Below are 22,063 nucleotides of genomic sequence, written 5' to 3'. Positions count from 1 at the left end.
CTCAGGCGACCGGCGGCACCGTCGCCCTGACGTAGAAGGTGACGCGCAACCCGGTCGGAGACCAGGTCACCTCCGGCCTGGCGCCCGTGACCGCTCCCATGCGTTCGAGCAGGTTCAGCCCGCCCCCCTTGCGTTCGGGCGGCTGGACGGGGTGCCCTGCGTCCTCCAGCCAGGTCACGGCAAGGCGGCCGTCCGCGCACTGCGCCGCGACCTCGATCCTTCCGCTGTCCTGCGCCAGCGCGCCGTGCTTGAGCGCGTTGGTCAGCAGCTCGCCGAGGATGAGCGCAACGGTCTGAATGGCATCGTTGCCGAGCAGCGCGTCGGTGAGGTCGCCCGTGCGCACTTTCTCGGCAGCGCCGCTCATCCTGAGCAGCAGCGGAATGACCTCGCTCGCCGGCATCGTCTCATTCCTGTCGGCGGCCATGAAGTCCTGTGCCCGCGCCAGTGCGGCAAGCCGCTGATCGAAGCGTGCGACGAGATCCGGCACGTCGGCCGCGTGGCGGGCGCTGAGCCGCAGCAGCGAGGTGATGACCGCCAGCTGGTTCTTGAACCGGTGCCGCATCTCGCGCGCCACAGTGTCGGCCCGCGCCGCCTCGTGCTCCGCGGCTTCCCGGCGCCGCTGCTCCTCCATCCGGTCGAGGACGAGCCGGGTGACGTCGCGCGATGTTGCGAGAATGTGGGTGATGACACCCTCGTCGCTGCGGATGGGCGCAACGCCGACATCCCACCAACGCTCCTCACCCCGCGCCGTGGGGCAGAAACCCTCGAAGCGGCATGGTTCACCACCCGCGGCGCGCCTGACAGAGTCTGCGACGACAGCCCGCGATTCCGCCGGCCAAAGCGACGCCCACTCGGCGCCCTCGACATCCGCCATCCGTTCGATGCCCATCGCGGCGCGCCCGTTGCCGTTCATGAACAGCAGCCGCCCGTCGAGGTCGACGAGCTTGATGCAATCACGGCTCTGCTCGACGAGCGTCAGAAGAAGGTCACGCGAATGCGCCGGCATGGCCACGGACGGCGCAAAGCCGGCATCGTCACCCACGCGCGCGGAACCGGGCACCCGCAGCTCCGTCATGTGCACCCCTCCCTCGGCTCGATGTGTCCTGCTGTGACAATGGGCATTCCGCTGCACCCGGGCAAGGCGGCGATCGCTTGCCCCTTGTGTTTTAGCCATGTAACACAGAAATGCTGCGGACACAGCGGAGACATGCGGAGAAAGCGATGAGCACCAGCCCGACGGCCACGGCAACCGCCACCGACCTCAAGCTGACGCCGCCCGACCCCGTGCCGGTCGTCGCGCCCGAGAAGGCCGTGGGCCTGGTTCCGGTGAGCCCGGAGGTGCGCTCGAAGCTGGACGAGAAGGTTGACGCCTATGTCGATGCGCTCGTGGCCGAAGATGCCAACTCGCCCGAATTCGGCAAGAAGGTCGACCAGCTCACCAACATGGGCCGCAAGGAGATCGCCGCGGCCAGCGCGATGTCCAACCGCTTCCTCGACCGGCCGATCCGGGCCATGGACAAGGACGAGGGCGTCGGGGCCAATCTGGCCGAGCTGCGCCGCACGGTGGAGTCGCTGGACCCGAGCCGCCGCGGCAAGCTGACCGGTCCGCGCAAGCTGCTCGGCATCATTCCGTTCGGCAACAAGCTCAACGACTACTTCCGCTCGTACCAGAGCGCGCAGACGCACATCCAGGACATCCTGACCAAGCTGGCCAACGGCAAGGACGAGCTGTTGATGGACAACGCCGCCATCGACGTCGAACGCGCCAAGCTGTGGGAAGCCATGGGCAAGCTCGAACAGATGATCCACATCTCGCGTGCTCTCGACGAGAAGCTGGAGGAGAAAGCCGCGGAGCTCGACGCCACCGATCCGGCCAAGGCGAAGGCGATCCGCGAAACGGCGCTGTTCTACGTGCGCCAGCGCACGCAGGACCTGCTGACCCAGATGGCCGTGAGCGTGCAGGGTTATCTGGCTCTCGACCTCGTCAAGAAGAACAATGTCGAGCTGGTGAAAGGCGTCGATCGCGCCAGCACCACCACCGTCGGCGCCCTGCGCACGGCTGTCACCGTCAGCGAGGCGATGACCAACCAGCGGCTCGTGCTCCAGCAGATCACCGCGCTCAACGACACCACGGCAAGCATCATCGACTCCACCGGCAAGATGCTGCGCGAGCAGACCGGCAAGATCCACGAGCAGGCCGCCGCGTCGACCATACCGCTGGAGGTGCTGCAGCGCGCCTTCCAGAACGTCTATGACACCATGGACGAGGTCGACCAGTTCAAGCTGCGGGCACTCGACTCGATGAAGCAGACGGTGAACGTGCTCTCCGACGAGGTGGAGAAATCCAAAGGCTACATCGCGCGCGCCGAAGGGCAGGCGCGGGCGCAGCGCCAGGTCGAGAGCGCCGAACCGTCTCTGCTGTCGCTGGAGGGGTGATGGGCGATCTGACCCGTGACAGCGACCGCCTGATCATCGAGGGACGGCGCCTGCGCGACGACAACCGCACGGGGGGACGGCACCGGCGCGCCGGTCCGCCGCGCCGGTCCGTGGGTCGCGGTGCGGCGCAGGCCAAGATCCGTCACATGCTGCGCAAGCTGATGCGGATCCTCCTCGCCATCGCGGCCATTCTGTTCGCGGCCATGGTCACGGGTCTGCTCATCGGCGGACTCGGCTTCCTCGGGGTGATGCTGACCCTTTTTGCGATGGTCGTGGCGGTGATGGTGTTCTCCACCTTTCCCCGCATCCGCGTGCCGGCCCGCGCCGACCTCAACAAGGGTGACGTGAAGCAGATGGTAGCCCGCACCGAACTGTGGCTGGAGCATCAGCGGCCCGCCCTGCCCCCGCCGGCCGTGCGGATCATTGATGACCTCGGCGTTCAGCTCGACGAGCTTGGCAGTCAACTTCAGGCTGTGGACCAGAACCACCCCCAGGTGCGCGAGGTGCGCAAGCTGGTCGGCGAGATTCTGCCCGAGACGGTCGAGAGCTACCGCGCGATTCCGTCACATCTGCGCAGTCATGCCCATGCGGGCGTCACCCCTGACGAACAGGTGACCGACAGCCTGCAGCGGATCAGCGACGAGGTGGACTCGATTTCCCGCCAGCTCGCCGAAGGGTCGCTGGACAAGCTGGCGATCAGCAACCGCTTCCTCACCACCCGCTACGGCAGCAGCGACAACGGAGATGCCCCTTAATGCGCGTGGCCATTCCGCACAGCCTTCCCCGCGACGAAGTGCGCCGCCGCCTGCGCGCCCACAGCGGCGAGATCGGCCAGCACATCCCCGGCCGCGTCGCCGACGTGGCGACCAGCTGGCGCAGCGAGGATCAGATGGAGATCAGCGTCGCCGCGCTCGGTGCGCGGGTCGACGGCGACATCACCATCGAGGACAGCCAGGTCGTGTTCCAGGTCCGCCTGCCACCGGCGTTAACGTTCGTCGAACCGCTCGTCGCGGGCGCCATTGCCGACAAGGGACGCAAGCTGCTGAGCGACCGCTGAGTCCTGCGAGTTGCATTCACAGGGAAGATTTGCCATGGTTCCCGAGCTTTGCGCCAACGGCGCCGGGATAGGACGGGCTCATGAGTTCGCATGAGATGAACGGGGTTCCCGCGCGACGGGTGCTGGTGGTCGAGGACAGCATGATCATCGCCATGGAGGCGGAGGATTGCCTGCGCGAACTCGGCTTCGGCGATGTCGCGGTGGCCGGATCCGTGGAAAGCGCGATGCAGGTCCTCAAGGATCAGCCGGTCGATTTTGCCATCCTCGACTACAATCTTGTCGACGAAACAAGCGAGGCGGTGGCCGACGATCTGACCCGGCGCCGCATCCCGTTCGCCGTCGCGTCCGGCTACGACGATCTCGACGTCCATTTTGAACGGATGGGCGCCGCAGCGGTGCTCAGCAAGCCTTACAGCAAGGCCGATCTGCGGCTGCTGCTGGAGACGGTCGGCCTCGCCAAAGCCGCCTGAGGGCGCGTGACCGGCAACGCCCCAGCCGGCATGCTCAGCACGCGCTGAACACGAGGTAGCGGGCATCGGCAGACGCGCTCAGCGCTGCCGCATCGTCGACCCAGCCGCACTGGCCGGCGCCGACTGTCGTCCCTCGCGCGTCCGACAGCGTGCCGTCGAGCGGCAGGACGATTGCCGCGCCGCGATGGCTGCCGAGCACCAACCGGTCCGCAGCACCGGATACATGCGTCACGCGGAAGTGCGGCCCGTCGACAAGGCGCACCGTTTCCTCGTCACGAACCCGGCATCGGCGCGGATCGGCATAAGGGCCGGGTGTCAGCACCGCCAATGCCTCGTCGAGATGCAGATCCCTCGGCCGGCCGTAATCGAACAGGCGGTAGGTGACATCGCTGTGCTGCTGCAGTTCGGCGATCGTGACCCCGGCGCCGATGGCGTGCACCGTCCCTGCGGGAAGATAGAAGAAGTCCCCTGCCCGGACCGGATGCCACGCCAGCAGACCCTCGATGCTGCCATCGAGCGCCGCGGCGCGGATCCGCGCCGCCGGCAGTGTCTCGGTAAAGCCGATCGCCAGCACGGCGTCCGGTTCCGCTGCCAGCACGAGCCAGCATTCTTCCTTGCCGCGGGACCCTTCGGGCGCGCGCGCATCGTCGGGATGAACCTGCACCGACAGCTTTTCCGACGTGAACAGATACTTCGCGAGCAGCGTCTCCAGTTCCGGCGGCGGCTCGAACCAGATCTCGCCCACCGGCTCTGCCGACGTGGTGTTGAAGGGAGGCGGCAGATGCGTCCGCCCCCAGACTTTCTCCACCAGACGCGACGGCAGGAGCGAGAGGCCGGGGTTGCTCATGACCGCGCCTGCGCCGCCAGCGCGCCGACCTGCTGCGCGTGCGCGCGCGACGTGACGAGCACGTCATTGCCGTCGACGACGATGATGGCATCCTCGAGGCCGACGACCGCGACGCGCGGACCGTCGCTGTCGACCATGACGTTGCGGCAGTCGACGAGTTCCGCTGGCGCTCCGCACACGCTGTTGCCGTCGGCATCGGAAGGCCGTGCGTCCTGCAGCGCGCTCCAGCTGCCGATGTCGGACCAGCCCATCGCCACCGGGACCACGGCCGCCCGTGTGGTGTTCTCCATCACCGCGTAGTCGATGGACTCGCCCGAAATGGTGGAGAAGGGCGCCGCTGCCGGGCGGATCACCGACGCGCCCCTTGCGGCGGCGGCCATGCTCTCGGCCACAGCACCCGCCATGTGCGGCCGGAAGGCCTGCAGCTCCTCGAGGAAGCGACCGGCCATGAACGCGAAAATGCCGCCATTCCAGAAATGCGCGCCGTCCGCCAGGAAGGCGGTGGCCCGCGCGAGGTCAGGCTTCTCGACGAAGGAGTCGATGACGAAGCCATGCGCCAGTGGTGCTCCGCGGCGGATATAGCCGTAGCCGGTTTCCGGCGCGGTCGGTGCAATCCCGAGCGAGACGAGCCAGCCTTCCTGCGCCAGCCGCTCCGCCTGCGCCACGGCATCGGCGAAGGCGGCGTCGTCGGCGATGTGATGATCGCTCGGGCAGACGAGCAGAACCGTGGTGGCATCGACCGCATGCGCCGCAAGCGCGATCGCGGGCGCCGTGCTGCGCGCGGCTGGCTCGATCATCAGCGTGGCCGGCCGGTCGAGCTGGTCGGCGACCAGCTCGGCATGAACGCTGCCGGCCACGATGATCGGCTGCCCGAACCGCGCCGGATCGGCGAGACGGTCGAGCGTCCTCTGGAACAGGGTGCGCGGGCCGAGCAGGGGCTGGAATGGCTTGGGACAGGAACGCCTGCTGCGCGGCCAGAGCCGCGTTCCGCCGCCACCGCACAGGACCACCGGTGTCACACTCATACGCTCACGCCACTCCGGTCACCATGGACGACCGCACGTCTCGCCGGCGGCGGTGCCGCTATGCGCGCTGCGGCGCCCGCATGCAATCGCATCAGCCCCTCCGGCTCAGAACCATCGCTGCCGCCACCCGTATTGCGCGGCCACGGCATTGCCGGAGGCGTCGCGGGCAGGTTCGAACCGGAACCGCTCCTCGGCCAGGCGGCAGGTGATCCGGTCCGCTTCGGGGTCGGGACTTGGCGTCACCACCCGGCAGTTGCGCGCCCGGCCGTCGACGCCGACGGTCATGAACACCTCGACAAAGGTGCCGCGCCGCACCTGACGGCCGCCGGGCGGGGTCGGGAAGTCCGCGGCGGAGTTGATGTCCCCGGCGATCTTCACCGGCCGCGTCGGCGTGAATCCGCCTCCGTCTCCGCGCCCCGATCCACCTCCGCCCGTCCCGGTTCCGCTTCCGCCCGCGCCCGTCCCCGCTCCCGCGTCAGCGGCGCCTCCATCGGGATCAGCGCCCGTGGAGGCGGCGCGGGGCAAGGCTTGCGGCGGGGCAAGCTGGATTGCGCTCGGCGGCGCCTCGCGCGGGCGTGCTTCGCCGCGTGCGCCGGCTGCGCCGGCCGCGCCGGCAGGCCGCCGGTCAGGGGCGGGTGGCGGTTCGACCACCGGCTCGGGAGGCGGCATCGGTGTGAACACGCTGATCGCCTCCAGCGCCATCCGCTCCGCCGGCGCGAAGGCCGCGGGTGCAAACGCATAGCCGAGCCCGAGCAGGGCCGCGGCGTGCAATGCGATCACCAGCACCAGCGGGCCGGGCCGCACGCTGCTGGAGGGGACGCTGCGGGTCATGGCGGCAAAGTGTAGCCTTGAACGCTTAACACCGCATTTGCGCTCCGCCCTGTGACGACATCGTGTGCCCAGGCACAGCAAAGGCGGCGCTCCGGGGAGCGCCGCCTTCGCCGCAGTCACAGCCGGCGTGATCAGAAGTCGTAGTTCACCCCGACCTTGAGGCGCCACACCGACGAGGACACGTTGATGCCGTTGTCGGCGTCGAACGTATCGATGCCGTTGGCGTTGGTGAAAATGTAGCGACCCTGAGCATCGACACCGCTCACCTGCGCCACGTCCTGACGACCGGCGAAGTCACGCCGGCGCTGCACGTTCCAGTCGGAGTCGAGCAGGTTCAGGAAGTTGTCGACCATCGCATAGACCCGCAGGCGATCGTTGCGGCCGAACAGCCGGCCGGGACCGGGCAGTTCCTGCGACAGCTGGACATCGAGGTCATAGAACCAGTCGTTCGAACAGGTGTTCCGTTCGATCGAGCGGCCGATGTAGTCGCGGGCGCACTTGAGGCTCTGGGCGAAGTCGGTCACGCGCTGGGCCACGCCAGGGGTGGACAGCGGCGAGACGTTCGGATCGTTCGCCCCGCTCGGGATGTACAGCAGGGCGTTGTCGGCCCCCGAGCGGCTGTCGCTGAACACGCCGTTGCCGGTGAAGGTCAGGCTGTACGGACGCCCCGACCGGGCAACGAAGGTCAGCCCGAGGCGGGTGGTCAGATCGGAGAAGAATTCCTCTCCGAAGCTCGCCCCCAGCGAAATGTTGTGCCGGCTGGAGAAGAAGCTGCGCGACGGGTCGGGGTTCTGCCGGTCGAAGGCGGCCGACAGCGAGTAGTTCGACCCGGCGGTCGAGTTGTACATATTGCGCCGGTCCTGCGCGTCCGAAAACGCATAGCCGAGGCTGAAGAAGCTCGACCCGCCTTCCGTCAGCACACCGCCATCGAACCGCTTCGACAGGATCACCGAGGCGTTGTGGCTGCGGAACGGACCGGCATTGGTGAGCATCAGCTCGTTGATGCGGGCCGTGCTGAAGCAGGCAGCCGTGACGCCCTGGTAAACCGGGGTCGGATTGATGTCGACGAGTGTCGCGGTGCAGCCCGGACGCAGCGTGTCGATCGCCTGGTAGATCGGCCGTCCGTCGATGGTGAAGCCGTTCAGACCGGCCCGGATGTCGGGCGTCTGCGCGAGGTCGACCACCGTGTAGGGGTTGCGATAGCGACTGTAGATGTAGTCGAGGTTAAGGTTCCAGCCACTGAAGAAGCCGGTGTCGGTCAGGTCGAGCGTCGTCTGGAAGCCGACATTGGCGCGCAGCACGCTGGCAACCTTGATGTCCGGATCAATCGACTGGGTGAAGCCCTGTCCGGCCGCCGCAGTGGCGATCGCCGCGTCGCGGAAGCAGGTCGGCAGACCCGTGAAGCGCCCGTTCTGGAGCACACTGATCTGTCCAGGCGCCTGCGGAAGACATCCGGCCGCCTGGGTCGTGCCCAGGGCGAAGGCGCTGCCGTCGTTCTGGAAGGCATTGCCGAACCACACCAGCGGATCGCCGCCCGAGAACACGCCCACGCCGGCACGCAGCTGCGCCCGCGAGAACACCCCGAACTCGTCGATGTCGTAGGTCAGCGCCACGCGCGGCATGATGATGGGATCGAGGCTGCTGAAGCCGCCATTGTTGTTGACCCCGTACCGGCGCACGAAGTTCGGGTTGAGGTCCGGCCGCCCGCCGTCATACCAGTCGAGGCGCACACCCGCCGTCAGACCGAGCTGCGACGTCACCCGCCACTCGTCCTGCGCGAAGACGGAGAAGATGGTCCGGTTGAAGGCCGCGGCCGCGTCGTTGACGTCGCCGGTGGCGGAGAAGTTGCCGAACGCGCCTTCGGTCTGGCCGCCCACCACGTTGGCCGGGGTCGTGCTCGTCTGGTTGTTGCCAAGGCCCGGCGACAGCAGACCGGCACGCAGGTCGTTGATGTTGCGGAAGACCAGCGTCCCGGTCGCGTTCTGCACGAACAGGTTGAACAGGTCGGCGTGGTTCACTTCCATGCCGAACTTGAGCTGGTGGCTGTCGGCATCGATCCGCAACACCGCCCGGTACTGGTCGATGGTCGAGCGCAGGTCATTGGCCGAGCGCGAGTTGCCCGGACCCGCCAGCACCGTGCCGTTCGGCACCCCGCCCGTGTTCGGCACACCGACGATGATGCGCGGGATCGGATTGGCCGACTGCGCCTCGCCGCCACCGATCGGATCCTGAATGTCCTGCACCTTGGAGCGCGAGAAGCGCAGCTCGGTCGCGACCCTGTCCGTCCACTGCGAGAACAGGCGGGCGGAATAGTAGTCGGAGTCGGTGCCGCTGCGGAAGAAGGTGTTCTGACCGACCACCTGGGGCGACGTTTGGCCGGTGAAGAAGTCGTCCGGACGCGTCGCGGCTTCCTGAAGCTTCTGGTAGGTCGCCTCCAGACGGTGATCGTCGGTGATCTGCAGATCGCCGCGGACGAACCATCGCTCGTTCGTGAACGGCCGGTTGGTCACCAGCGGTCCCGTATCGATGCCGTATACGGTGCGCAGGACTTCGGAAATCTCGTTGAACTGCTGGAGCGAGACGCCGCGCAGCTCATTGGCGAAGCCGGCCCCGGCCGGACCGTCATCCTGCGACTGGCCGGCGCGCTGGTTCTCGTAGGCGCCGAACAGGAACAGGCGGTCGCGGATCACCGGTCCGCCAAGATAGACGCCCCAGCGCTTCTCCGGTTCAATGCGCGCCACGGGCCGGCCGGCCACCGTGTCCCCGCGAAGGTCGCTGTTCGAATATTCGAAGAAGCCGCCCAGCTGGTACTCGTTGGTGCCCGACCGGGTGATGACGTTGATGGCGCAGCCGGTGAAATTGCCGAAGTCGACATCGAACGGAGCGAACTGCACCTGCGTCTCACGCACGGCATCGAACGGGATCGGTGCCGACGAGCGCGACGAAAAGCCCGTGTCGTTCAGGCCGTAGATGTCGCCTTGGCTGATCCCGTCGACGGTGAAGGCGTTGCCGCGGTCGTTGCCGCCAAGGCAGGAGATGCGGTCGGCGCCCGAACCGCCGTCATCCCGGTCGAGGCTGACGCGCGGATCGATACGGATGATGTCGCGCACGTCGCGGTTGAACGTCGGCGCGTTGGCGAGGATTTCGGCCGTGAAGCTGCTGCCCGGTCCGACGGCAAGCTGAGTCACCCGGACTCGCGTGCCAGTGACGACGATCTCGCCCGTCCCGGCCGACAGGGAAAAGGTCAGCGCGGTCGGCCCCTGGAGCGAGGTGAAGATGTTGCCGACGGTCTGGCCCTCAAGCCCCTCGGCGTTCGCCGACACTGTGTAAGGGCCGCCGGTGACAAGGTTCTGCACGACGAAGGTGCCCGCTGCACCCGTCACGCTGGTCCGCGAGGCGCCGGTGCGGGTGTCGGTCACGATGACCGTCGCGCCGGCCACCGGATTGCCCGAGTCGTCCAGCACCGTTCCCTGGATTGTCGAGGTGATCTCCTGCGCCATGGTCACGGCCGGCGCCAGCACGCCTGCCGCCGAAAGGCTCGCGACGCTGGCTGCGAGCAGGTATCTGAGTTTCATCGGATCAACCCCTAGTGTCCATTCACATGCTGATGCGCGCACGCAGGCCCGTGGCCGTCGGCGTGGTCGGGCCGGCTAGGAGACAGCTTTTGTTACCGGCTCGTTACAGCAGCGCAATCCGGTGAGCCCCCTGTGACGGGGCGCAAGAAGTCGAGCGTTTTCAGCATGTTCGATGTTGCATAAAGGTCGCACTGCACGCGGCTTCGTCACGACCGGCGCGACTCAGGCCAGGTTGATCTCGCGCAGGCGCTGCTGAAGGAACTCGTGGCTGGAGATCGGGGCCGGGTGGTCGTCGGGGTGTGCCGGGTCGATGCAGGACGGGAGCGTCTCGATCACGAAGTCGGGCCGGAAGTGCAGAAAGAACGGCATCGAATAGCGCGACCGGTAGGCCGCCTCGCCGCGCGGGTTGACGACCCGGTGCGTGGTCGAGCGCAGCCGTCCGTTGGTGAGACGATCGAGCATGTCGCCGATGTTGATGACCAGCGCGCCTTCGGGAACGTCGACCGCCTTCCACTCGCCCGCGGTGGTGAGCAGTTCCAGCCCGGCCTCCTCCGCCCCCAGCAGCAGGGTGATGGTGTTGATGTCACCATGCGCGGCGGCGCGAATGGCGCCTTCGGCATCAGCGCCGTCAAGTGGCGGGTAGTGGAGCAGCCGCATCACGGAATTGCCGTCACGCACCGTGTCGGCGAACCAGTCCTGCGGCAGTCCGAGATGGAGCGCGACCGCCTCGAGCACGCGGGCGCCGGCCGTCTCGAACGCGGCATAGAGCGCCTCGAACGTGGCGCGAAAGCCCGGGATCTCCTCCGGCCAGACATTGGGCGCCATCACCGCGGAGAAGGCATGCCCTTCCGGCAGGCTGCGCCCGACGTGCCAGAACTCCTTGAGGTCGTGCACGGCCGCGTCCTTTGCCCGCTCGGTGCCGAACGGCGTATAGCCGCGCGCCCCGCCCTTGCCGGGCAGATGGTAGGACCGCTTCACCTCCTCGGGGAGCGCGAAGAAGGCCCGCGACATCTCTTCCGCCCGGCGGATGAGTTCGGCCGGGATGCCGTGGTCGCGCACCACGCCGAAGCCGTATTCCTCGAACGAGCGGCCCAGTTCGCTGGCCACATCGGGAAGCGGGCGGGCAAGCGAGACGATGGCGATGTCGGACATGGCGGCCCTCTCAGTAAGGCAAAAACAGCCCGGCAAGCGCCGCGCTCATCAGATTGGCGAGCGACCCCGCCGCGAGCGCCCGCAGGCCGAGCCGCGCTATAACCGGTCGCTGGTTCGGAGCAAGTCCGCCGGTGACCGCCATCTGGATGGCGATGGACGAGAAGTTGGCAAACCCGCACAGGGCGAAGGTCACGATGGCGCGGCTGCGTTCGCTCAGGGCCTCGGGGCCGAGTGCGCCAAGATCGATGAAGGCGACGAACTCGTTGAGCACGATCTTGGTGCCGAACAGCCCGCCCGCAACGCCCGCCTGTTCCCAAGGCACGCCGACGAGGAACATCAGCGGCGCGAAGACGAAGCCGAGCAGCCGCTGGAACGACAGATCGGCGATTCCGAACAGGCCGCCGGCCCAGCCCAGAACGCCATTCGCGAGCGCGACGAGCGCGACGAAGGCGAGCACCATTGCGCCGACCGCCACCGCCAGCCGCACGCCGGTCTGGGCTCCTTGCGCCGCCGCCTCGATGAGATTGGCGGGACGATGCCCTTCCTCGAACGTCTCGGCGGCCTCCACTTCGTGCGGCTTCTCGCCTTCGGTGATGGCGGCCGGCCCTTCCCCGCTGATGCGGGTGTCGGGCAGCGCGATGGGCCCGTCGATGAGAGGCTGCGGCTCGCCCTCGTCGGGCATGATGATCTTGGCCATCAGTATGCCGCCCGGCGCGGACATGAACGCGGCGGCCAGCAGGAAGGGCAGGTAGGACGGGCCGAGCAGCCCCGCATAGGCCGCGAGGATCGTGCCTGCCACGCCAGCCATGCCGACGCTCATCAGCGTGAACAGCCGGCTCGGCGGAAGCGCGGCAAGATAGGGGCGCACGACGAGCGGACTTTCCGACTGGCCGACAAAGATGTTGGCGGCCGCGCCCAGCGACTCGACCCGGCTGATCCCCGTCAGCCAGCCGATCGCGCCGCCGACCCAGCGCACGACGCGCTGCATGATGCCAAGGTGATAGAGGATCGACACCAGGGACGCGAAGAACACGATGACCGGCAGCGCGCCGAGCGCGAAGGTGTTCTGAAGCGGATTGTCCGCGCCGAAAAGGAATGCCGTTCCCGCATTGGCATAGGACAGCAGCGCCGCCACCCCATCCGACATCGCCCCGATCACGCGGCGTCCGCCGGTGGTGGCGAGCACCAGAAAGGCGAGCAGCGCCTGAAGCGCGAAGGCGGCCGCCACGACCCGCAACCGGATCCGGCGGCGCGCCGTCGAGAGCAGGACGGCGATCGCCAGAATGGCGGCAATGCCCAGCAGGCTAATGACGTATGGCGGCATTGCGGTTCCCTCCGGCACACCCAACCGACGGTGCCGGCCCTACCGCGTGTGCGTCGCGGGTGCGTCAATCACACCATCGGCGCCAGTGCAACTCACTTGTGGACGGTTGTCCGGCATCGGCGCGCAGGGCTTTCCTTTTGCGCCCGCCGGCCATAGCAGCCGGACATGCCCGATGGTTCTCCCGCCGCTGCGCCGGTGCTTGCGCGATCGCTGTTCGCCTTTGCCCTCGTCTATGGCGGGATGACCGTGGTGGCCGGCGTGCTGGCCTTCAAGCAGGTGGCGCTGGGTCCGCTCGCGGTGGAAAGCGGCATCTTCGCCTTCCTGCTGCTGGTGGTGCTGTCAAGCGCGGTGGCGCAGCTGCACGGGCGGCAGACGGCCGACCGGCTTGTCCTGTGGGGGTTTGCACCGCTGGCGCTGTCCATCCTGCTGATCTTCGTGGTGCTGCAACTGCCGCCCTCGGCGCAGATGCCGGCCGAAAGAATTGCGGCCTTCCAGACCGTGCTGTCGAGCACGCCGCGGATCATGGCTGCGGGTCCGGTCGCCTATGGCGTGTCCCTGCTCCTCAATGTCTGGATCTTCGACAAGCTGCGCGGATCGGGCGGTTCCTCGGCGTCGCAGGGCGGCGGAGTGCTGATGATCCGTGGAGCGATCGCCTCGGCCATCAGCCAGGCCATCGACAGCGTCATCTTCATCACGCTGGCGTTCTATGGCGAGTTTCCGATCGGCGAGCTGATCCTGGGGCAGGCGCTGGCCAAGATCGTGCTGTCCTTCGTGTTCGTGCCGCCCCTGATCGTGGCGGCGGTGCGGCTGGGCCGCTGGCTTGACGGCGCAACGGCCCCGCGCTCCGCCCGCTGACGATTTGATCGGGATCAAAGCGCGGCGCCGAGAGGCGTGTCACACGCGGGCATCAACCAAGGAGATGCCCGATGACCCGTCTGATCACCAAGGCCGAGCTGGAGCAGAGCGCCGCGCTGGCCCGGCTGTCCACGCCGGTGGCCAACATCCGGCAGGACATCGAGCAGCGCAATTTCGGTTTGCCGGTTGCCCTGCACGTGACCTATTTCGGCCTGTTCCTCGCCTATCTCGCGGTGATGTTCGTCGGCTTCACCAGCCCCGAGATGATCCTGCCCATGGTCATCTTCGTGCTGTTCACGGCGGCGTTCTACTTCGTTCCGATGCTGTGGGCGCAGATGGGTCCGGCCGGCGCAGCTCCCGCGCCGCGCATGGACGAGTTCGCGCGGGACGGCATCATGACGCTGACGGGGCGGTGCAGTGGCCGTGACGCGGTGGTGCAGACCCTCATCCTCCCGGCGCTGGTGCTTGGCTGGGGTGTCGCGATCGTCACCCTCGCGGCCTTTCTCCTCTAGGCTGCCAGCTGCTCGAGGCGCGCGGTGTCGAGCAGTTCGACGCCGCGCGTTCCGTGCCGGCGCAGCAGACCGTCCCTCTCGAGCCGCCCGAACTGGCGGCTGACGGTTTCGATGGTCAGTCCCAGCAGCGTGGCCAGTTCTCCCCGGTTGACCGGCAGGTCGAACTGCACCGCCCCGTGGCAGGGGGACGGGCTCGCGGCATGGGACAGGGAAAGCAGCAGCCCCGCGACCCGCGCCGCTGCCGACCGGCGACCGTCGAGGGCGATCTGGGCACGGGCCGTATACAGATCCTCCGCGGCACGGCGCAGCAGCGCCCGTGCGAGCGCGGGATGCTGTTCGATGGCGGCTTCGTAGTCCGCCCACGCGAACACGCAGACGGTGCTGCGAGCGAGCGCGATCACGTCATGGCGGATGAGCGGCGAGAACAACTCGCCCACGAAGCCGGACGGGTGCACGAGGCTGAGGATCCGCTCGTGCCCCTGCTCGTCATGGTGCGACACCTTGAGCAGTCCCTGTGTCAGGGTGGCGCAGACGTCCTGAGGATCCCCGGCGGCGAACACGGTCTCGCCCCGTTCGTACACCCGGTGATGGCCCAGCCGGGCCAGCGCCGCCCGCTCGTCCGGCCGGAGCGAGGCGCAGGCGGCGCTGTCGCGCACCGCGCAGACACTGCAATCGATGCCTGGCACCGCGGCTGTTCCGGGCCGCTAGAGCGCGCGTGCGTACAGCGCCAGGAGAGCCTCCCACGCGCGTTCGGCCTGGGTGCGGTCGTAGACGGGCGAGTCCGGCACGGTCCAGCCATGGTCCGCCGGGTAGACCTCGACGACTGCGGGGCGCCCTGCGGCAGCGGCCGCTTCGGAGAGGATCGTCTTGTGGGTGGGCGCCTTCGCGTCATCGTCCTGCGAGATGGCGACGAGGTAATGGGCGCGGGTCGCGCCGAAGGTCGTGTGCGGGCTGCCGGGATTGTCGGTCACCAGTCCGCCGCCATGGAAGCTCGCTGCGGCCCTCACCCGCTGAGGGATCGCTGCGGCGCTCCAGAAGGTGAAGGGACCGCCCATGCAGTAGCCCTGCGTGCCGATGCCGCGCGCGGTGTCGACCTGCGGCTGCGCGTCGAGCCAGGCGACGGCCGCGCGCGTGTCGGCGCCGATCGTCTCCGCCGTCAGCCGGCTCCGCCACGGCCCGACGCGCTGGAAGCCGCCCTGCGCGACAAACGCGGCGAAATCGGCGAAGACGGGTGCCGGCGTGTCCCGGTAGTAGGGATTGAGGACCAGCACCGCGAAGCCGTGTCCTGCCAGCCGGTCGGCCATCTGCGTGAACACCGGGCGCAGGCTGGCAATGTCCGGCCACAGGATGACTGCCGGATGCCGGCCCGTGCGCAGCGCGGTGAAATAGGCGTCATTCGTGCCCTCTGCCAGCGGCACGTTGACCCGCCCGCCCCGCACCGTTCCCGACGCCGCCGCAGTTGCGCCCGCCCCGGCCGGACCGGCCGCCGCGCACGCCGCAAGCAGGCCCGCGGCGCCGGCCACTCCGGCCATCCCGAAGGTGCGCCGGCTGAGTTCCTCGTGCGCCCACCTGCGCAGCATCGCTTCCTCGCACATCGCCCCGCGCTCCCTGTCGACTGCCTTGCGGATCCTTCCCGGAACGTAGCGCTGGCGGCAGCGCGAGGCAAACGCCGGGCGCACAGCCGGGCAGAGGACGGGAACCACGGCGCGCCTCAGGTCTTGGTCGGGCAGCGGTCACGCCCTTGCCCACTCACACGGAACCCTGTCAATGAACACGCCTGATGCGATGGTCCCTCCGGCGACCGAGGACGCCAACGCGGTCGAGCAGCTCGACGTCGCCATCGCCCAGAAGGCCGGCGAATACCGGCGCACGCCAGTCATCCGGGTCTTGGGCACGATGAGCGAGGTCGCGGATCAGCCACCGCTGATCGCCATCTGCGCAGCCACCCTCGCCGCCGGGCTGGCAACCGGTCGCCCGAAGCTCGCCCGCACAGGCGCCCGCATGCTCGCCGCGCACCTTCTCGCGACCGGGATGAAGGCGGTCATCAAGAAGAGCGTCGATCGCACCAGGCCGCATCTTCTGGTGGAGGAGAACCGCTACGAGTCGGGCAAAGGGCAGCGGAACGAGGGCCCGTACAACAGCTTCCCTTCCGGGCACACGGCCGGCGCCGTGGCGGTCGCGCGGGCGGTGGCCCACGAGTATCCCGCTGCTGCCCCTGCGGCAGGCGCGCTCGCCACGGCGATCGCCCTCGTGCAGATCCCGCGCTGTGCCCATTATGTGAGCGACATCACCGCCGGCGCGATCATCGGCTGGATCGCCGAGGCTACGGTGACGCGCGGCTTTGCCCGCTGGTTTCCTGACTAGGAGAGGGCAGCCGCCGGCTCCCGACGGCGTGTCAGGGCCGTTTCGCACTCGTCCATCAGCTGCGCGATGATTTCGGCCGCCGGCTCCTCGCGCTTGACCATGCCGACGGACTGCCCGGCCATCAGACTACCGTTTTCCACGTCACCCTCGATCACCGCGCGGCGCAGCGCCCCGGCCCAGTAGTGCTCGACCTGAAGCTGAGCCTCCTCCAGCGCGATTTCATTGCGGTCGAGAGTTGCGGCGATCTCGCGCTGCCGGTCGTTGAACAGCTCGCCGCCCTTGTTGCGCAGCGCGCGCACCGGGATCACCGGCAGGCGCGGGTCGATCTGCACCGAGGCCACCGCATCCCGGGCCGACGCGCGGAAGAAGGCCTGCTTGAACGCGGGATGGGCGATGCTCTCGGTGGCGCAGGCAAAGCGCGTGCCAAGTTGCACACCGGCCGCACCCATTTCGAGGTAGCCGGCGATTGCCTCCCCCCGCCCGATGCCCCCGGCGACGAAGACGAGGTGATCCGCCGCCAGCTCCGGCAGGATCTCCTGCGCCAGCACGCTGGTCGAGACGGGACCGATGTGCCCGCCCGCCTCCATGCCCTCGATGACGAGCGCGTCCCCTCCTGACCGCAGAAGCTTGCGGCCAAGCGCAAGCGTCGGCGCGAAGCAGATCACTCTCGCGTCCGCCTTGCCGCCCTTGATGGCTTCCACACTCCCCTTGGGCGGAATTCCCCCGGCGAGCACGACATGCCCCACCCCGTGACGGTCGCACACCTCGATCAGGTCGAAGAGCTGCGGGTGCATGGTGATGAGATTGACACCGAACGGGCGGTCGGTGAGCGCGCGCGTGGCGGCGATCTCGCTGTCCAGCAGATCGGGGGTCATGGCCCCGCAGGCGATGACGCCAAACCCGCCCGCGTTCGAGATGGCGGACACGAGGCGACGTTCCGAGACCCAGCTCATCGCGCCGCACAGGATGGCGTGCTCGCTGCCGAGAAAGTCTGCGCCACGGCGCATCAGCCGTGCCGTGCAAGGGTGTTGCGTCATGACGGCGGCACTTACGGGCGCGCTGCCGCCGCAGCAAGCCGCTTTGCCACGCGGTCGGCAGCGGAGGAACGCGGAAACCGACGCATTGCGGCGCGTTGGATCCCTGTCGTCAACGATCGAGAGACCACCACCATGCGCCACGCCGCCCTTTCCAGCATCCCCGTCCTGGCTGCTGCTCTCCTCGCAGCGTCCTGCGGACAGCAGCCGCAGGGTGGAACAGAAGGCGTCGCCGTGACGGATGGGCCGGCCGAGGCCCCGGGGATCGCGCAGACGGAACTGGAGACCCGCCAGGCCTTTTCCGATCTCGGCATCGCGGCGCGCGCCCTTGTCGATGCCACGGACGCCGCGGCGGTGCGGGATGCCGTGGGAACACTCGAGCAGCGGCTCGGCGGCGCCGGGGATGCCGTTCCCGCCGAAATCGGCGGCACGCTGCGCCAGCAGCTCGAAACCGCCCGAACCGCCGCGGCGGCCGACGACGTCCCGGCGGCCCGTCGCGCGGGTCAGGCGATGCTCGACACCATCCGCAATTCCGAGGCCGCTCAGAACTCGACGCTGATCCGGCCGTAGAGGAACCGGCCGTTGAAGCCGTTGGGCGAGAACGCGCTGTAGGGCAGGAAGTAGCCGTTCAGGCCGTAGTTCTGCCCGTCCACGATCCCCCGGCGGACCGGATCGGGGTAGCTGTCGAGAAGGTTGTTGGCACCCAGCGCAATCTCCAGCGCCGGAACGGGCCTCGCCCGAAGCTCGAGATCGACGACCCACTGGTTGGCGAGCACCTGGTCCCGCGCGGCGTCGATGCCCGGCACCAGAACCTCGCCGAAGCGGTTGGCCCGCGCGGTGAGGCCGAAGACGCTGTAATCCCAATCGGCGCCGAGGTTGAGTTTCGTGCGCGGCTGTCCCTGTTCGATCCGCAGCGATTCCTGCCGCCCGAACAGCGTCAGGCCCGGCAGGGTCGGCAGCACCGCGCGGTCGCGGATTTCCGTCTCGTTGCGGGTGAACCCGGCGGTCAGCGCAATGCGGCCGAAGCCCAGATCGGGCACCCGGTAGGTTCCGACGATCTCGAAGCCTTCCGTTCGCGTGTCGATGCCGTTGATGAAGAAGCGCGCGGAGGTGATGGCGTTGAACCCGGCGCCCTGCAGGATGCGCACGACATCGGCGCCTTGCAGGTTTTCGGTGATGACGATCCGGTCGTCGATGTCGATCCGGTAGTAGTCGGCGGTGATGTTGAGGCCGGAGAGCATCGAGAACGTGACGCCGGCCGACAGGTTGCGCGAACTCTCCGGCCGCAGCGGCTGCGCCCCGAGCGCCACCGCCACCGGGTCGGTGACGGCAAACGTCCCGATCTCCAGCAGCACGCCGTTGACGTTGTTGGTTGAGCTGGTGGCGTAGAACTGCTGGTGAAGCGAGGGCGCGCGGAAACCCGAGGAGAACGAGCCGCGCACCGCCAGCCCTCCGACGGGTTCGAACCGGGCGGCGACCTTGCCGTTCGTGGTGCTGCCGAAGTCGCTGTAGTCCTCGAACCGGCCGGCGAGCTGCACGGTCAGCGCGTCGAAGAACTCCGTCTCCAGCTCGGCATAGACCGCCTTGGAGTTGCGGCTGGCGTCGACCTCGTTGGCGGGACGGAAGCCGGGGAACACCTGCGCTCCGGCAGGCGCGCCGAAGGCCGCGAAGGGCCCGGCCTGCCAGCTCTGCGGATCGCCGGCGACGATCTTGAAGTTCTCGTCACGGTATTCCGCGCCGAGCGCGACCGACAGCCCGTTGCCGATGCCGAGGTCGAATTCGCGCTGCACGTCGAGGTTGATCGTCGTCTGCCCGAACGACAGGGTGCCGGCATCGAAGCGCCTCTGGCTCGCCTGTCCGAAGGAGGTGTTGAAGCTGTTCTCGACGTTGAAGTTGAAGGCGTTGGTGCCGTAGACGGCGGACAGGTCGTAGTTCCAGCCGCCCAGCTCGCCGCGCACGCCGCCGGCGATGGAGGAGTCCTCGATTTCCGAAACGATGCGCGGCAGGAAGCCTTCGGGATAGAAGGGCACGAACGCCGTCGTCGAGGCGGAAAAGTCGCGATTGCGCGCGTCGTTGGCGCGCCGGTAGAAGCCGGCGCTTTCCGCGTCGCGGATGCCGTAGCTGCCGAACAGGTACAGTTCCGCCTCGGGTGACAGCGTGTAACCCGCGTTCAGGAACAGGTTGTAGTCGGTCACCGCCGCATCGCCGTAGCGGTGGCTGAAGCGGTCAAAGGTGAACTCGCGCGGGTCGAGCGCCGTGCCGACGAGCGGAAACTGCCGCCGCGGATCCGGTCCGGCCCGGTTGGTGGCATCGCGGTCCTGGAACTGGCCGGTCAGGTTGAGATACCCCGCAGCTCCGACAGGCAGGCCGATGTTGGCCGCCACGGTCAGCGTGCCGCCGTCCCGCCGCTCGCGCTCGCCGATCTCGTTGAGCTGGTAGACGGTGTTGACGCCGGTGGTGCTGCCGCTGGTCGTGTCGACCACCGGCTGGCCCCCGACCAGCCGGAGGCCGTCGATCTCCGGCACTCCGCGAAGGGTCGTGCGATACTGGCCGTAGGTCACCTGGGCGCGGCCGCCCTCCGCCCGGCGCAGCTGGACGTTGATGACCCCGGCGATCGCGTCGGACCCGTACTGCGAGGAGGCGCCATCGCGCAGCACCTCGATCCGTTCGATCGCCAGCGGCGGGATGGTGTTGAGGTCGACCGCCGCCGAACCCCGCCCGACCGAGCCGTTGATGTTGAGGAGCGCGGAGGTGTGACGGCGCTTGCCGTTGACGAGCACCAGCGTCTGATCCGGCGACAGTCCGCGCAGCGTCGCCGGGCGCAGCGCATCGGTGCCGTCGGTGATCGACGGCTGGGGAAAATTGAACGAGGGCACCAGGTCGCGAAGGATTCGGTTCGTCTCGGTGAAGCCGCTCTGGACGAGGGCATCCCCGCCGATGACATCGATCGGCACCGGGCTGTCCGCGAGGGTGCGATCCTGCCGGCGGGTGCCGGTGACGATGATCTGCCCCTGCGGCGTGTCGGCTCCCTCGGCCGCGGGCGATCCGGCAGGCGGCTGCCCGCCCTGAACCTGCGCCTGGGCGCCGGTGGCAAGGATGGTCAGGGCCGCGATGCTGGTCGAGAGGGCAAGCAGGTGAGACGCCATCCGGTGTGCTCCTTCAGCAGGGTTCCGCCCCGTCATACCGGGCGCGGCACCGCCAGTGAAACATCGCGATGGCTGAATGCGCGTTTTTTGAACGATTGTTGCCCGGTGGCGACAATCACCCGACTTCGTCCGGCGCGTCGAGGCCATAGGCCGTGTGCAGGACCCGGACGGCCAGTTCCGTCTCGTCCTCGTCGATCATCACGCTGACCTTGATCTCGGAGGTGGTGATCGCCTGGATGTTGATCCCCCGTTCCGCCAGCGCCTGGAACATGGTGGCCGCGACGCCCGCATGGCTCTTCATGCCGACGCCCACCACGCTGATCTTGGCGATGTGGCTGTCGGTGATGATGCGGTTGTAGCCGATGATCTCCCGCCTGTCCTCCAGCAGCGCCTGCGCCCGCAGCAGGTCGGTCTGCGGAACGGTGAAGGTCACGTCCGTCTCGCCCTTGTCGCGCCCGACGTTCTGGATGATCATGTCCACGTTGATCGAGGCGGCGGCCAGCGGGGCGAAGATGTTGGCGACCGATCCGGGCCGGTCGGGCACGCGGGTCAGGATGACCTTGGCTTCGTTCTTGTCGTGCGCGATCCCGGTGACGAGCTGCCGCTCCATCAGTCCCTCCTCCACCATCTGCTCCATCTCGGCTTCCGAGATGATCATCGTTCCGGGCAGCGTGTCCGCCGGCGCCGCATCGTCGTCGATGAAGCTCGACAGCACCTGCACCCGCACCCGTTCGCGCATCGCCAGGCCGACCGAGCGGGTCTGCAGCACCTTGGCGCCGACGCTGGCGAGTTCCAGCATCTCCTCGTAGGTCACGGCCCTGAGCTTGCGGGCGCGCGCCACGATGCGCGGATCGGTGGTGTAGACGCCGTCGACATCCGTGTAGATGTCGCAGCGTTCCGCCTTCAGCGCCGCGGCCACCGCCACGGCCGAGGTGTCGGACCCCCCGCGTCCCAGCGTCGTCACCCGTCCGTCCGCCGACACGCCCTGAAAGCCCGGAATGACGGCGATCTCGCCCCGCTCCAGCGAGGCGGTCAGCGCGTCGGCGTCGATTGCGTCGACCCGCGCCTTGGCGTGCGCCTCGATCGTGCGGATGGGCAGCTGCCAGCCGAGCCACGAGCGCGCCGGGCAGCCCATCCCCTGCAGCGTCAGCGCGAGGAGGCCGCTGGTCACCTGCTCGCCGCTGGCGACGACGACGTCGTATTCGGCCGGGTCGTACATGGGGTTCGCCTCGCGGCAGAAATTGACCAGCCGGTCCGTCTCGCCTGCCATTGCCGACACCACCACCGCGATCTGGTGCCGGGTTCCGTCAGGAGCGATCTGCTGCCGGCGCACGATGTTGGCGACGCGCCGGATGCGTTCGGTTCCCGCCATGGACGTGCCGCCGAACTTCATCACGATGCGCGCCACGACACCTCCCTCCGCTGGCCTGCGAAC

At 68.4% G+C, this 22,063-nt stretch carries 20 protein-coding genes; 8 read left to right on the top strand and 12 right to left on the bottom strand.

All coding sequences use genetic code 11. The annotated features are described in order from the left end of the window. Window position 1: 1 nt before the first annotated feature. Entirely contained in the window at window positions 2-1,075 is a 1,074-nt protein-coding gene (locus ETO60_RS04450; RefSeq protein ID WP_165362113.1) for a sensor histidine kinase, read from the bottom strand. A 146-nt stretch (window positions 1,076-1,221) separates the two neighbouring features. On the opposite strand from ETO60_RS04450, the gene ETO60_RS04445 reads away from it, so the two are divergent. The 4 genes from ETO60_RS04445 to ETO60_RS04430 all read left to right on the top strand — a co-directional run bounded on the left by ETO60_RS04445 (window position 1,222) and on the right by ETO60_RS04430 (window position 3,963). After that, window positions 1,222-2,436, top strand: a complete 1,215-nt coding sequence (locus ETO60_RS04445) for a toxic anion resistance protein (protein WP_130003196.1) — start codon at window positions 1,222-1,224, stop codon at window positions 2,434-2,436. Then, window positions 2,436-3,191 (top strand): hypothetical protein, encoded by a 756-nt coding sequence (locus ETO60_RS04440; RefSeq protein ID WP_130003194.1) that lies wholly within the window; start codon window positions 2,436-2,438, stop codon window positions 3,189-3,191. The genes ETO60_RS04445 and ETO60_RS04440 overlap by 1 nt, the downstream gene beginning before the upstream one ends. Continuing rightward, window positions 3,191-3,493: a polyhydroxyalkanoic acid system family protein gene (locus tag ETO60_RS04435; RefSeq protein ID WP_130003192.1), complete on the top strand. Its 303-nt coding sequence runs from the start codon at window positions 3,191-3,193 to the stop codon at window positions 3,491-3,493. The genes ETO60_RS04440 and ETO60_RS04435 overlap by 1 nt, the downstream gene beginning before the upstream one ends. An 80-nt stretch (window positions 3,494-3,573) precedes the next feature. Then, entirely contained in the window at window positions 3,574-3,963 is a 390-nt protein-coding gene (locus ETO60_RS04430; protein WP_130003190.1) for a response regulator, read from the top strand. A 34-nt stretch (window positions 3,964-3,997) separates the two neighbouring features. On the opposite strand, the gene ETO60_RS04425 is transcribed toward ETO60_RS04430, so the two are convergent. The 6 genes from ETO60_RS04425 to ETO60_RS04400 all read right to left on the bottom strand — a co-directional run bounded on the left by ETO60_RS04425 (window position 3,998) and on the right by ETO60_RS04400 (window position 12,717). Beyond that, window positions 3,998-4,810, bottom strand: a complete 813-nt coding sequence (locus tag ETO60_RS04425; protein ID WP_165362112.1) for a class I mannose-6-phosphate isomerase — start codon at window positions 4,808-4,810, stop codon at window positions 3,998-4,000. After that, window positions 4,807-5,835, bottom strand: a complete 1,029-nt coding sequence (locus ETO60_RS04420; protein ID WP_130003188.1) for a mannose-1-phosphate guanylyltransferase — start codon at window positions 5,833-5,835, stop codon at window positions 4,807-4,809. The genes ETO60_RS04425 and ETO60_RS04420 overlap by 4 nt, the downstream gene beginning before the upstream one ends. 105 nt (window positions 5,836-5,940) lie before the next feature. Continuing rightward, window positions 5,941-6,666 carry an energy transducer TonB gene (locus tag ETO60_RS04415; RefSeq protein WP_130003186.1) on the bottom strand — a complete coding sequence of 242 codons (726 nt, stop codon included), beginning with the start codon at window positions 6,664-6,666 and terminating at the stop codon, window positions 5,941-5,943. Window positions 6,667-6,797: 131 nt separating this feature from the next. Next, window positions 6,798-10,241 (bottom strand): TonB-dependent receptor, encoded by a 3,444-nt coding sequence (locus ETO60_RS04410; protein ID WP_130003184.1) that lies wholly within the window; start codon window positions 10,239-10,241, stop codon window positions 6,798-6,800. 222 nt (window positions 10,242-10,463) lie between these two features. After that, a complete protein-coding gene (locus ETO60_RS04405) occupies window positions 10,464-11,393 on the bottom strand; it encodes an isopenicillin N synthase family dioxygenase (protein WP_130003182.1) in 930 nt (309 codons plus the stop codon). Window positions 11,394-11,403: 10 nt separating this feature from the next. After that, entirely contained in the window at window positions 11,404-12,717 is a 1,314-nt protein-coding gene (locus ETO60_RS04400) for a NupC/NupG family nucleoside CNT transporter (RefSeq protein ID WP_130003180.1), read from the bottom strand. Window positions 12,718-12,882: 165 nt separating this feature from the next. Here ETO60_RS04400 and ETO60_RS04395 point away from each other — a divergent pair, with 165 nt between their 5' ends. Beyond that, on the top strand, window positions 12,883-13,572 hold the full coding sequence (locus ETO60_RS04395; protein ID WP_130003178.1) for a queuosine precursor transporter: 690 nt from the start codon (window positions 12,883-12,885) through the stop codon (window positions 13,570-13,572). Between the two features lie 71 nt (window positions 13,573-13,643). Further along, window positions 13,644-14,084, top strand: coding sequence for a hypothetical protein (locus ETO60_RS04390; RefSeq protein ID WP_130003176.1), 441 nt, complete (start codon window positions 13,644-13,646; stop codon window positions 14,082-14,084). On the opposite strand, the gene ETO60_RS04385 is transcribed toward ETO60_RS04390, so the two are convergent. Together ETO60_RS04385 and ETO60_RS04380 are read right to left on the bottom strand one after the other, a co-directional pair. Then, the gene (locus ETO60_RS04385) at window positions 14,081-14,740 is read right to left on the bottom strand and encodes a Crp/Fnr family transcriptional regulator (RefSeq protein ID WP_234026328.1); all 660 of its coding nucleotides are present in this window, start codon (window positions 14,738-14,740) and stop codon (window positions 14,081-14,083) included. The two genes, ETO60_RS04390 and ETO60_RS04385, sit on opposite strands and share 4 nt — an antisense overlap. A gap of 48 nt (window positions 14,741-14,788) precedes the next feature. After that, window positions 14,789-15,664 carry a dienelactone hydrolase family protein gene (locus ETO60_RS04380; protein WP_234026327.1) on the bottom strand — a complete coding sequence of 292 codons (876 nt, stop codon included), beginning with the start codon at window positions 15,662-15,664 and terminating at the stop codon, window positions 14,789-14,791. 187 nt (window positions 15,665-15,851) lie between these two features. Here ETO60_RS04380 and ETO60_RS04375 point away from each other — a divergent pair, with 187 nt between their 5' ends. Beyond that, window positions 15,852-16,448, top strand: coding sequence for a phosphatase PAP2 family protein (locus ETO60_RS04375; RefSeq protein WP_130003172.1), 597 nt, complete (start codon window positions 15,852-15,854; stop codon window positions 16,446-16,448). On the opposite strand, the gene ETO60_RS04370 is transcribed toward ETO60_RS04375, so the two are convergent. Then, complete coding sequence (locus ETO60_RS04370) at window positions 16,445-17,485, bottom strand: NAD(P)H-dependent flavin oxidoreductase (RefSeq protein WP_130003170.1); 1,041 nt, start codon at window positions 17,483-17,485, stop codon at window positions 16,445-16,447. The two genes, ETO60_RS04375 and ETO60_RS04370, sit on opposite strands and share 4 nt — an antisense overlap. 132 nt (window positions 17,486-17,617) lie before the next feature. Here ETO60_RS04370 and ETO60_RS04365 point away from each other — a divergent pair, with 132 nt between their 5' ends. Further along, complete coding sequence (locus ETO60_RS04365) at window positions 17,618-18,052, top strand: hypothetical protein (protein WP_130003167.1); 435 nt, start codon at window positions 17,618-17,620, stop codon at window positions 18,050-18,052. On the opposite strand, the gene ETO60_RS04360 is transcribed toward ETO60_RS04365, so the two are convergent. Then, entirely contained in the window at window positions 18,025-20,628 is a 2,604-nt protein-coding gene (locus tag ETO60_RS04360; protein ID WP_130003165.1) for a TonB-dependent receptor plug domain-containing protein, read from the bottom strand. The genes ETO60_RS04365 and ETO60_RS04360 overlap by 28 nt on opposite strands. Before the next feature lie 115 nt (window positions 20,629-20,743). Next, entirely contained in the window at window positions 20,744-22,036 is a 1,293-nt protein-coding gene (locus tag ETO60_RS04355) for an aspartate kinase (protein ID WP_130003163.1), read from the bottom strand. Between the last annotated feature and the right edge of the window lie 27 nt (window positions 22,037-22,063).

This window comes from Qipengyuania thermophila, from assembly GCF_004153605.1.
Taxonomy (GTDB): domain Bacteria; phylum Pseudomonadota; class Alphaproteobacteria; order Sphingomonadales; family Sphingomonadaceae; genus Qipengyuania_B; species Qipengyuania_B thermophila.
Note: the sequence above shows the minus strand (reverse complement) of the source record. Positions and strands in the feature narration are given on the sequence as shown.

Bases quoted from the DNA above. Each gene is read 5' to 3' on its own strand.
- ETO60_RS04440 (WP_130003194.1), top strand. From the start codon at position 2,436: ATGGGCGATCTGACCCGTGACAGCGACCGCCTGATCATCGAGGGACGG.
- ETO60_RS04430 (WP_130003190.1), top strand. From the start codon at position 3,574: ATGAGTTCGCATGAGATGAACGGGGTTCCCGCGCGACGGGTGCTGGTG.
- ETO60_RS04400 (WP_130003180.1), bottom strand. From the start codon at position 12,717: ATGCCGCCATACGTCATTAGCCTGCTGGGCATTGCCGCCATTCTGGCG.
- ETO60_RS04360 (WP_130003165.1), bottom strand. From the start codon at position 20,628: ATGGCGTCTCACCTGCTTGCCCTCTCGACCAGCATCGCGGCCCTGACC.
- ETO60_RS04420 (WP_130003188.1), bottom strand. From the start codon at position 5,835: ATGAGTGTGACACCGGTGGTCCTGTGCGGTGGCGGCGGAACGCGGCTC.
- ETO60_RS04435 (WP_130003192.1), top strand. From the start codon at position 3,191: ATGCGCGTGGCCATTCCGCACAGCCTTCCCCGCGACGAAGTGCGCCGC.
- ETO60_RS04370 (WP_130003170.1), bottom strand. From the start codon at position 17,485: ATGACGCAACACCCTTGCACGGCACGGCTGATGCGCCGTGGCGCAGAC.
- ETO60_RS04410 (WP_130003184.1), bottom strand. From the start codon at position 10,241: ATGAAACTCAGATACCTGCTCGCAGCCAGCGTCGCGAGCCTTTCGGCG.
- ETO60_RS04365 (WP_130003167.1), top strand. From the start codon at position 17,618: ATGCGCCACGCCGCCCTTTCCAGCATCCCCGTCCTGGCTGCTGCTCTC.
- ETO60_RS04445 (WP_130003196.1), top strand. From the start codon at position 1,222: ATGAGCACCAGCCCGACGGCCACGGCAACCGCCACCGACCTCAAGCTG.
- ETO60_RS04415 (WP_130003186.1), bottom strand. From the start codon at position 6,666: ATGACCCGCAGCGTCCCCTCCAGCAGCGTGCGGCCCGGCCCGCTGGTG.
- ETO60_RS04405 (WP_130003182.1), bottom strand. From the start codon at position 11,393: ATGTCCGACATCGCCATCGTCTCGCTTGCCCGCCCGCTTCCCGATGTG.
- ETO60_RS04375 (WP_130003172.1), top strand. From the start codon at position 15,852: ATGAACACGCCTGATGCGATGGTCCCTCCGGCGACCGAGGACGCCAAC.
- ETO60_RS04395 (WP_130003178.1), top strand. From the start codon at position 12,883: ATGCCCGATGGTTCTCCCGCCGCTGCGCCGGTGCTTGCGCGATCGCTG.
- ETO60_RS04390 (WP_130003176.1), top strand. From the start codon at position 13,644: ATGACCCGTCTGATCACCAAGGCCGAGCTGGAGCAGAGCGCCGCGCTG.
- ETO60_RS04450 (WP_165362113.1), bottom strand. From the start codon at position 1,075: ATGACGGAGCTGCGGGTGCCCGGTTCCGCGCGCGTGGGTGACGATGCC.
- ETO60_RS04425 (WP_165362112.1), bottom strand. From the start codon at position 4,810: ATGAGCAACCCCGGCCTCTCGCTCCTGCCGTCGCGTCTGGTGGAGAAA.
- ETO60_RS04380 (WP_234026327.1), bottom strand. From the start codon at position 15,664: ATGCTGCGCAGGTGGGCGCACGAGGAACTCAGCCGGCGCACCTTCGGG.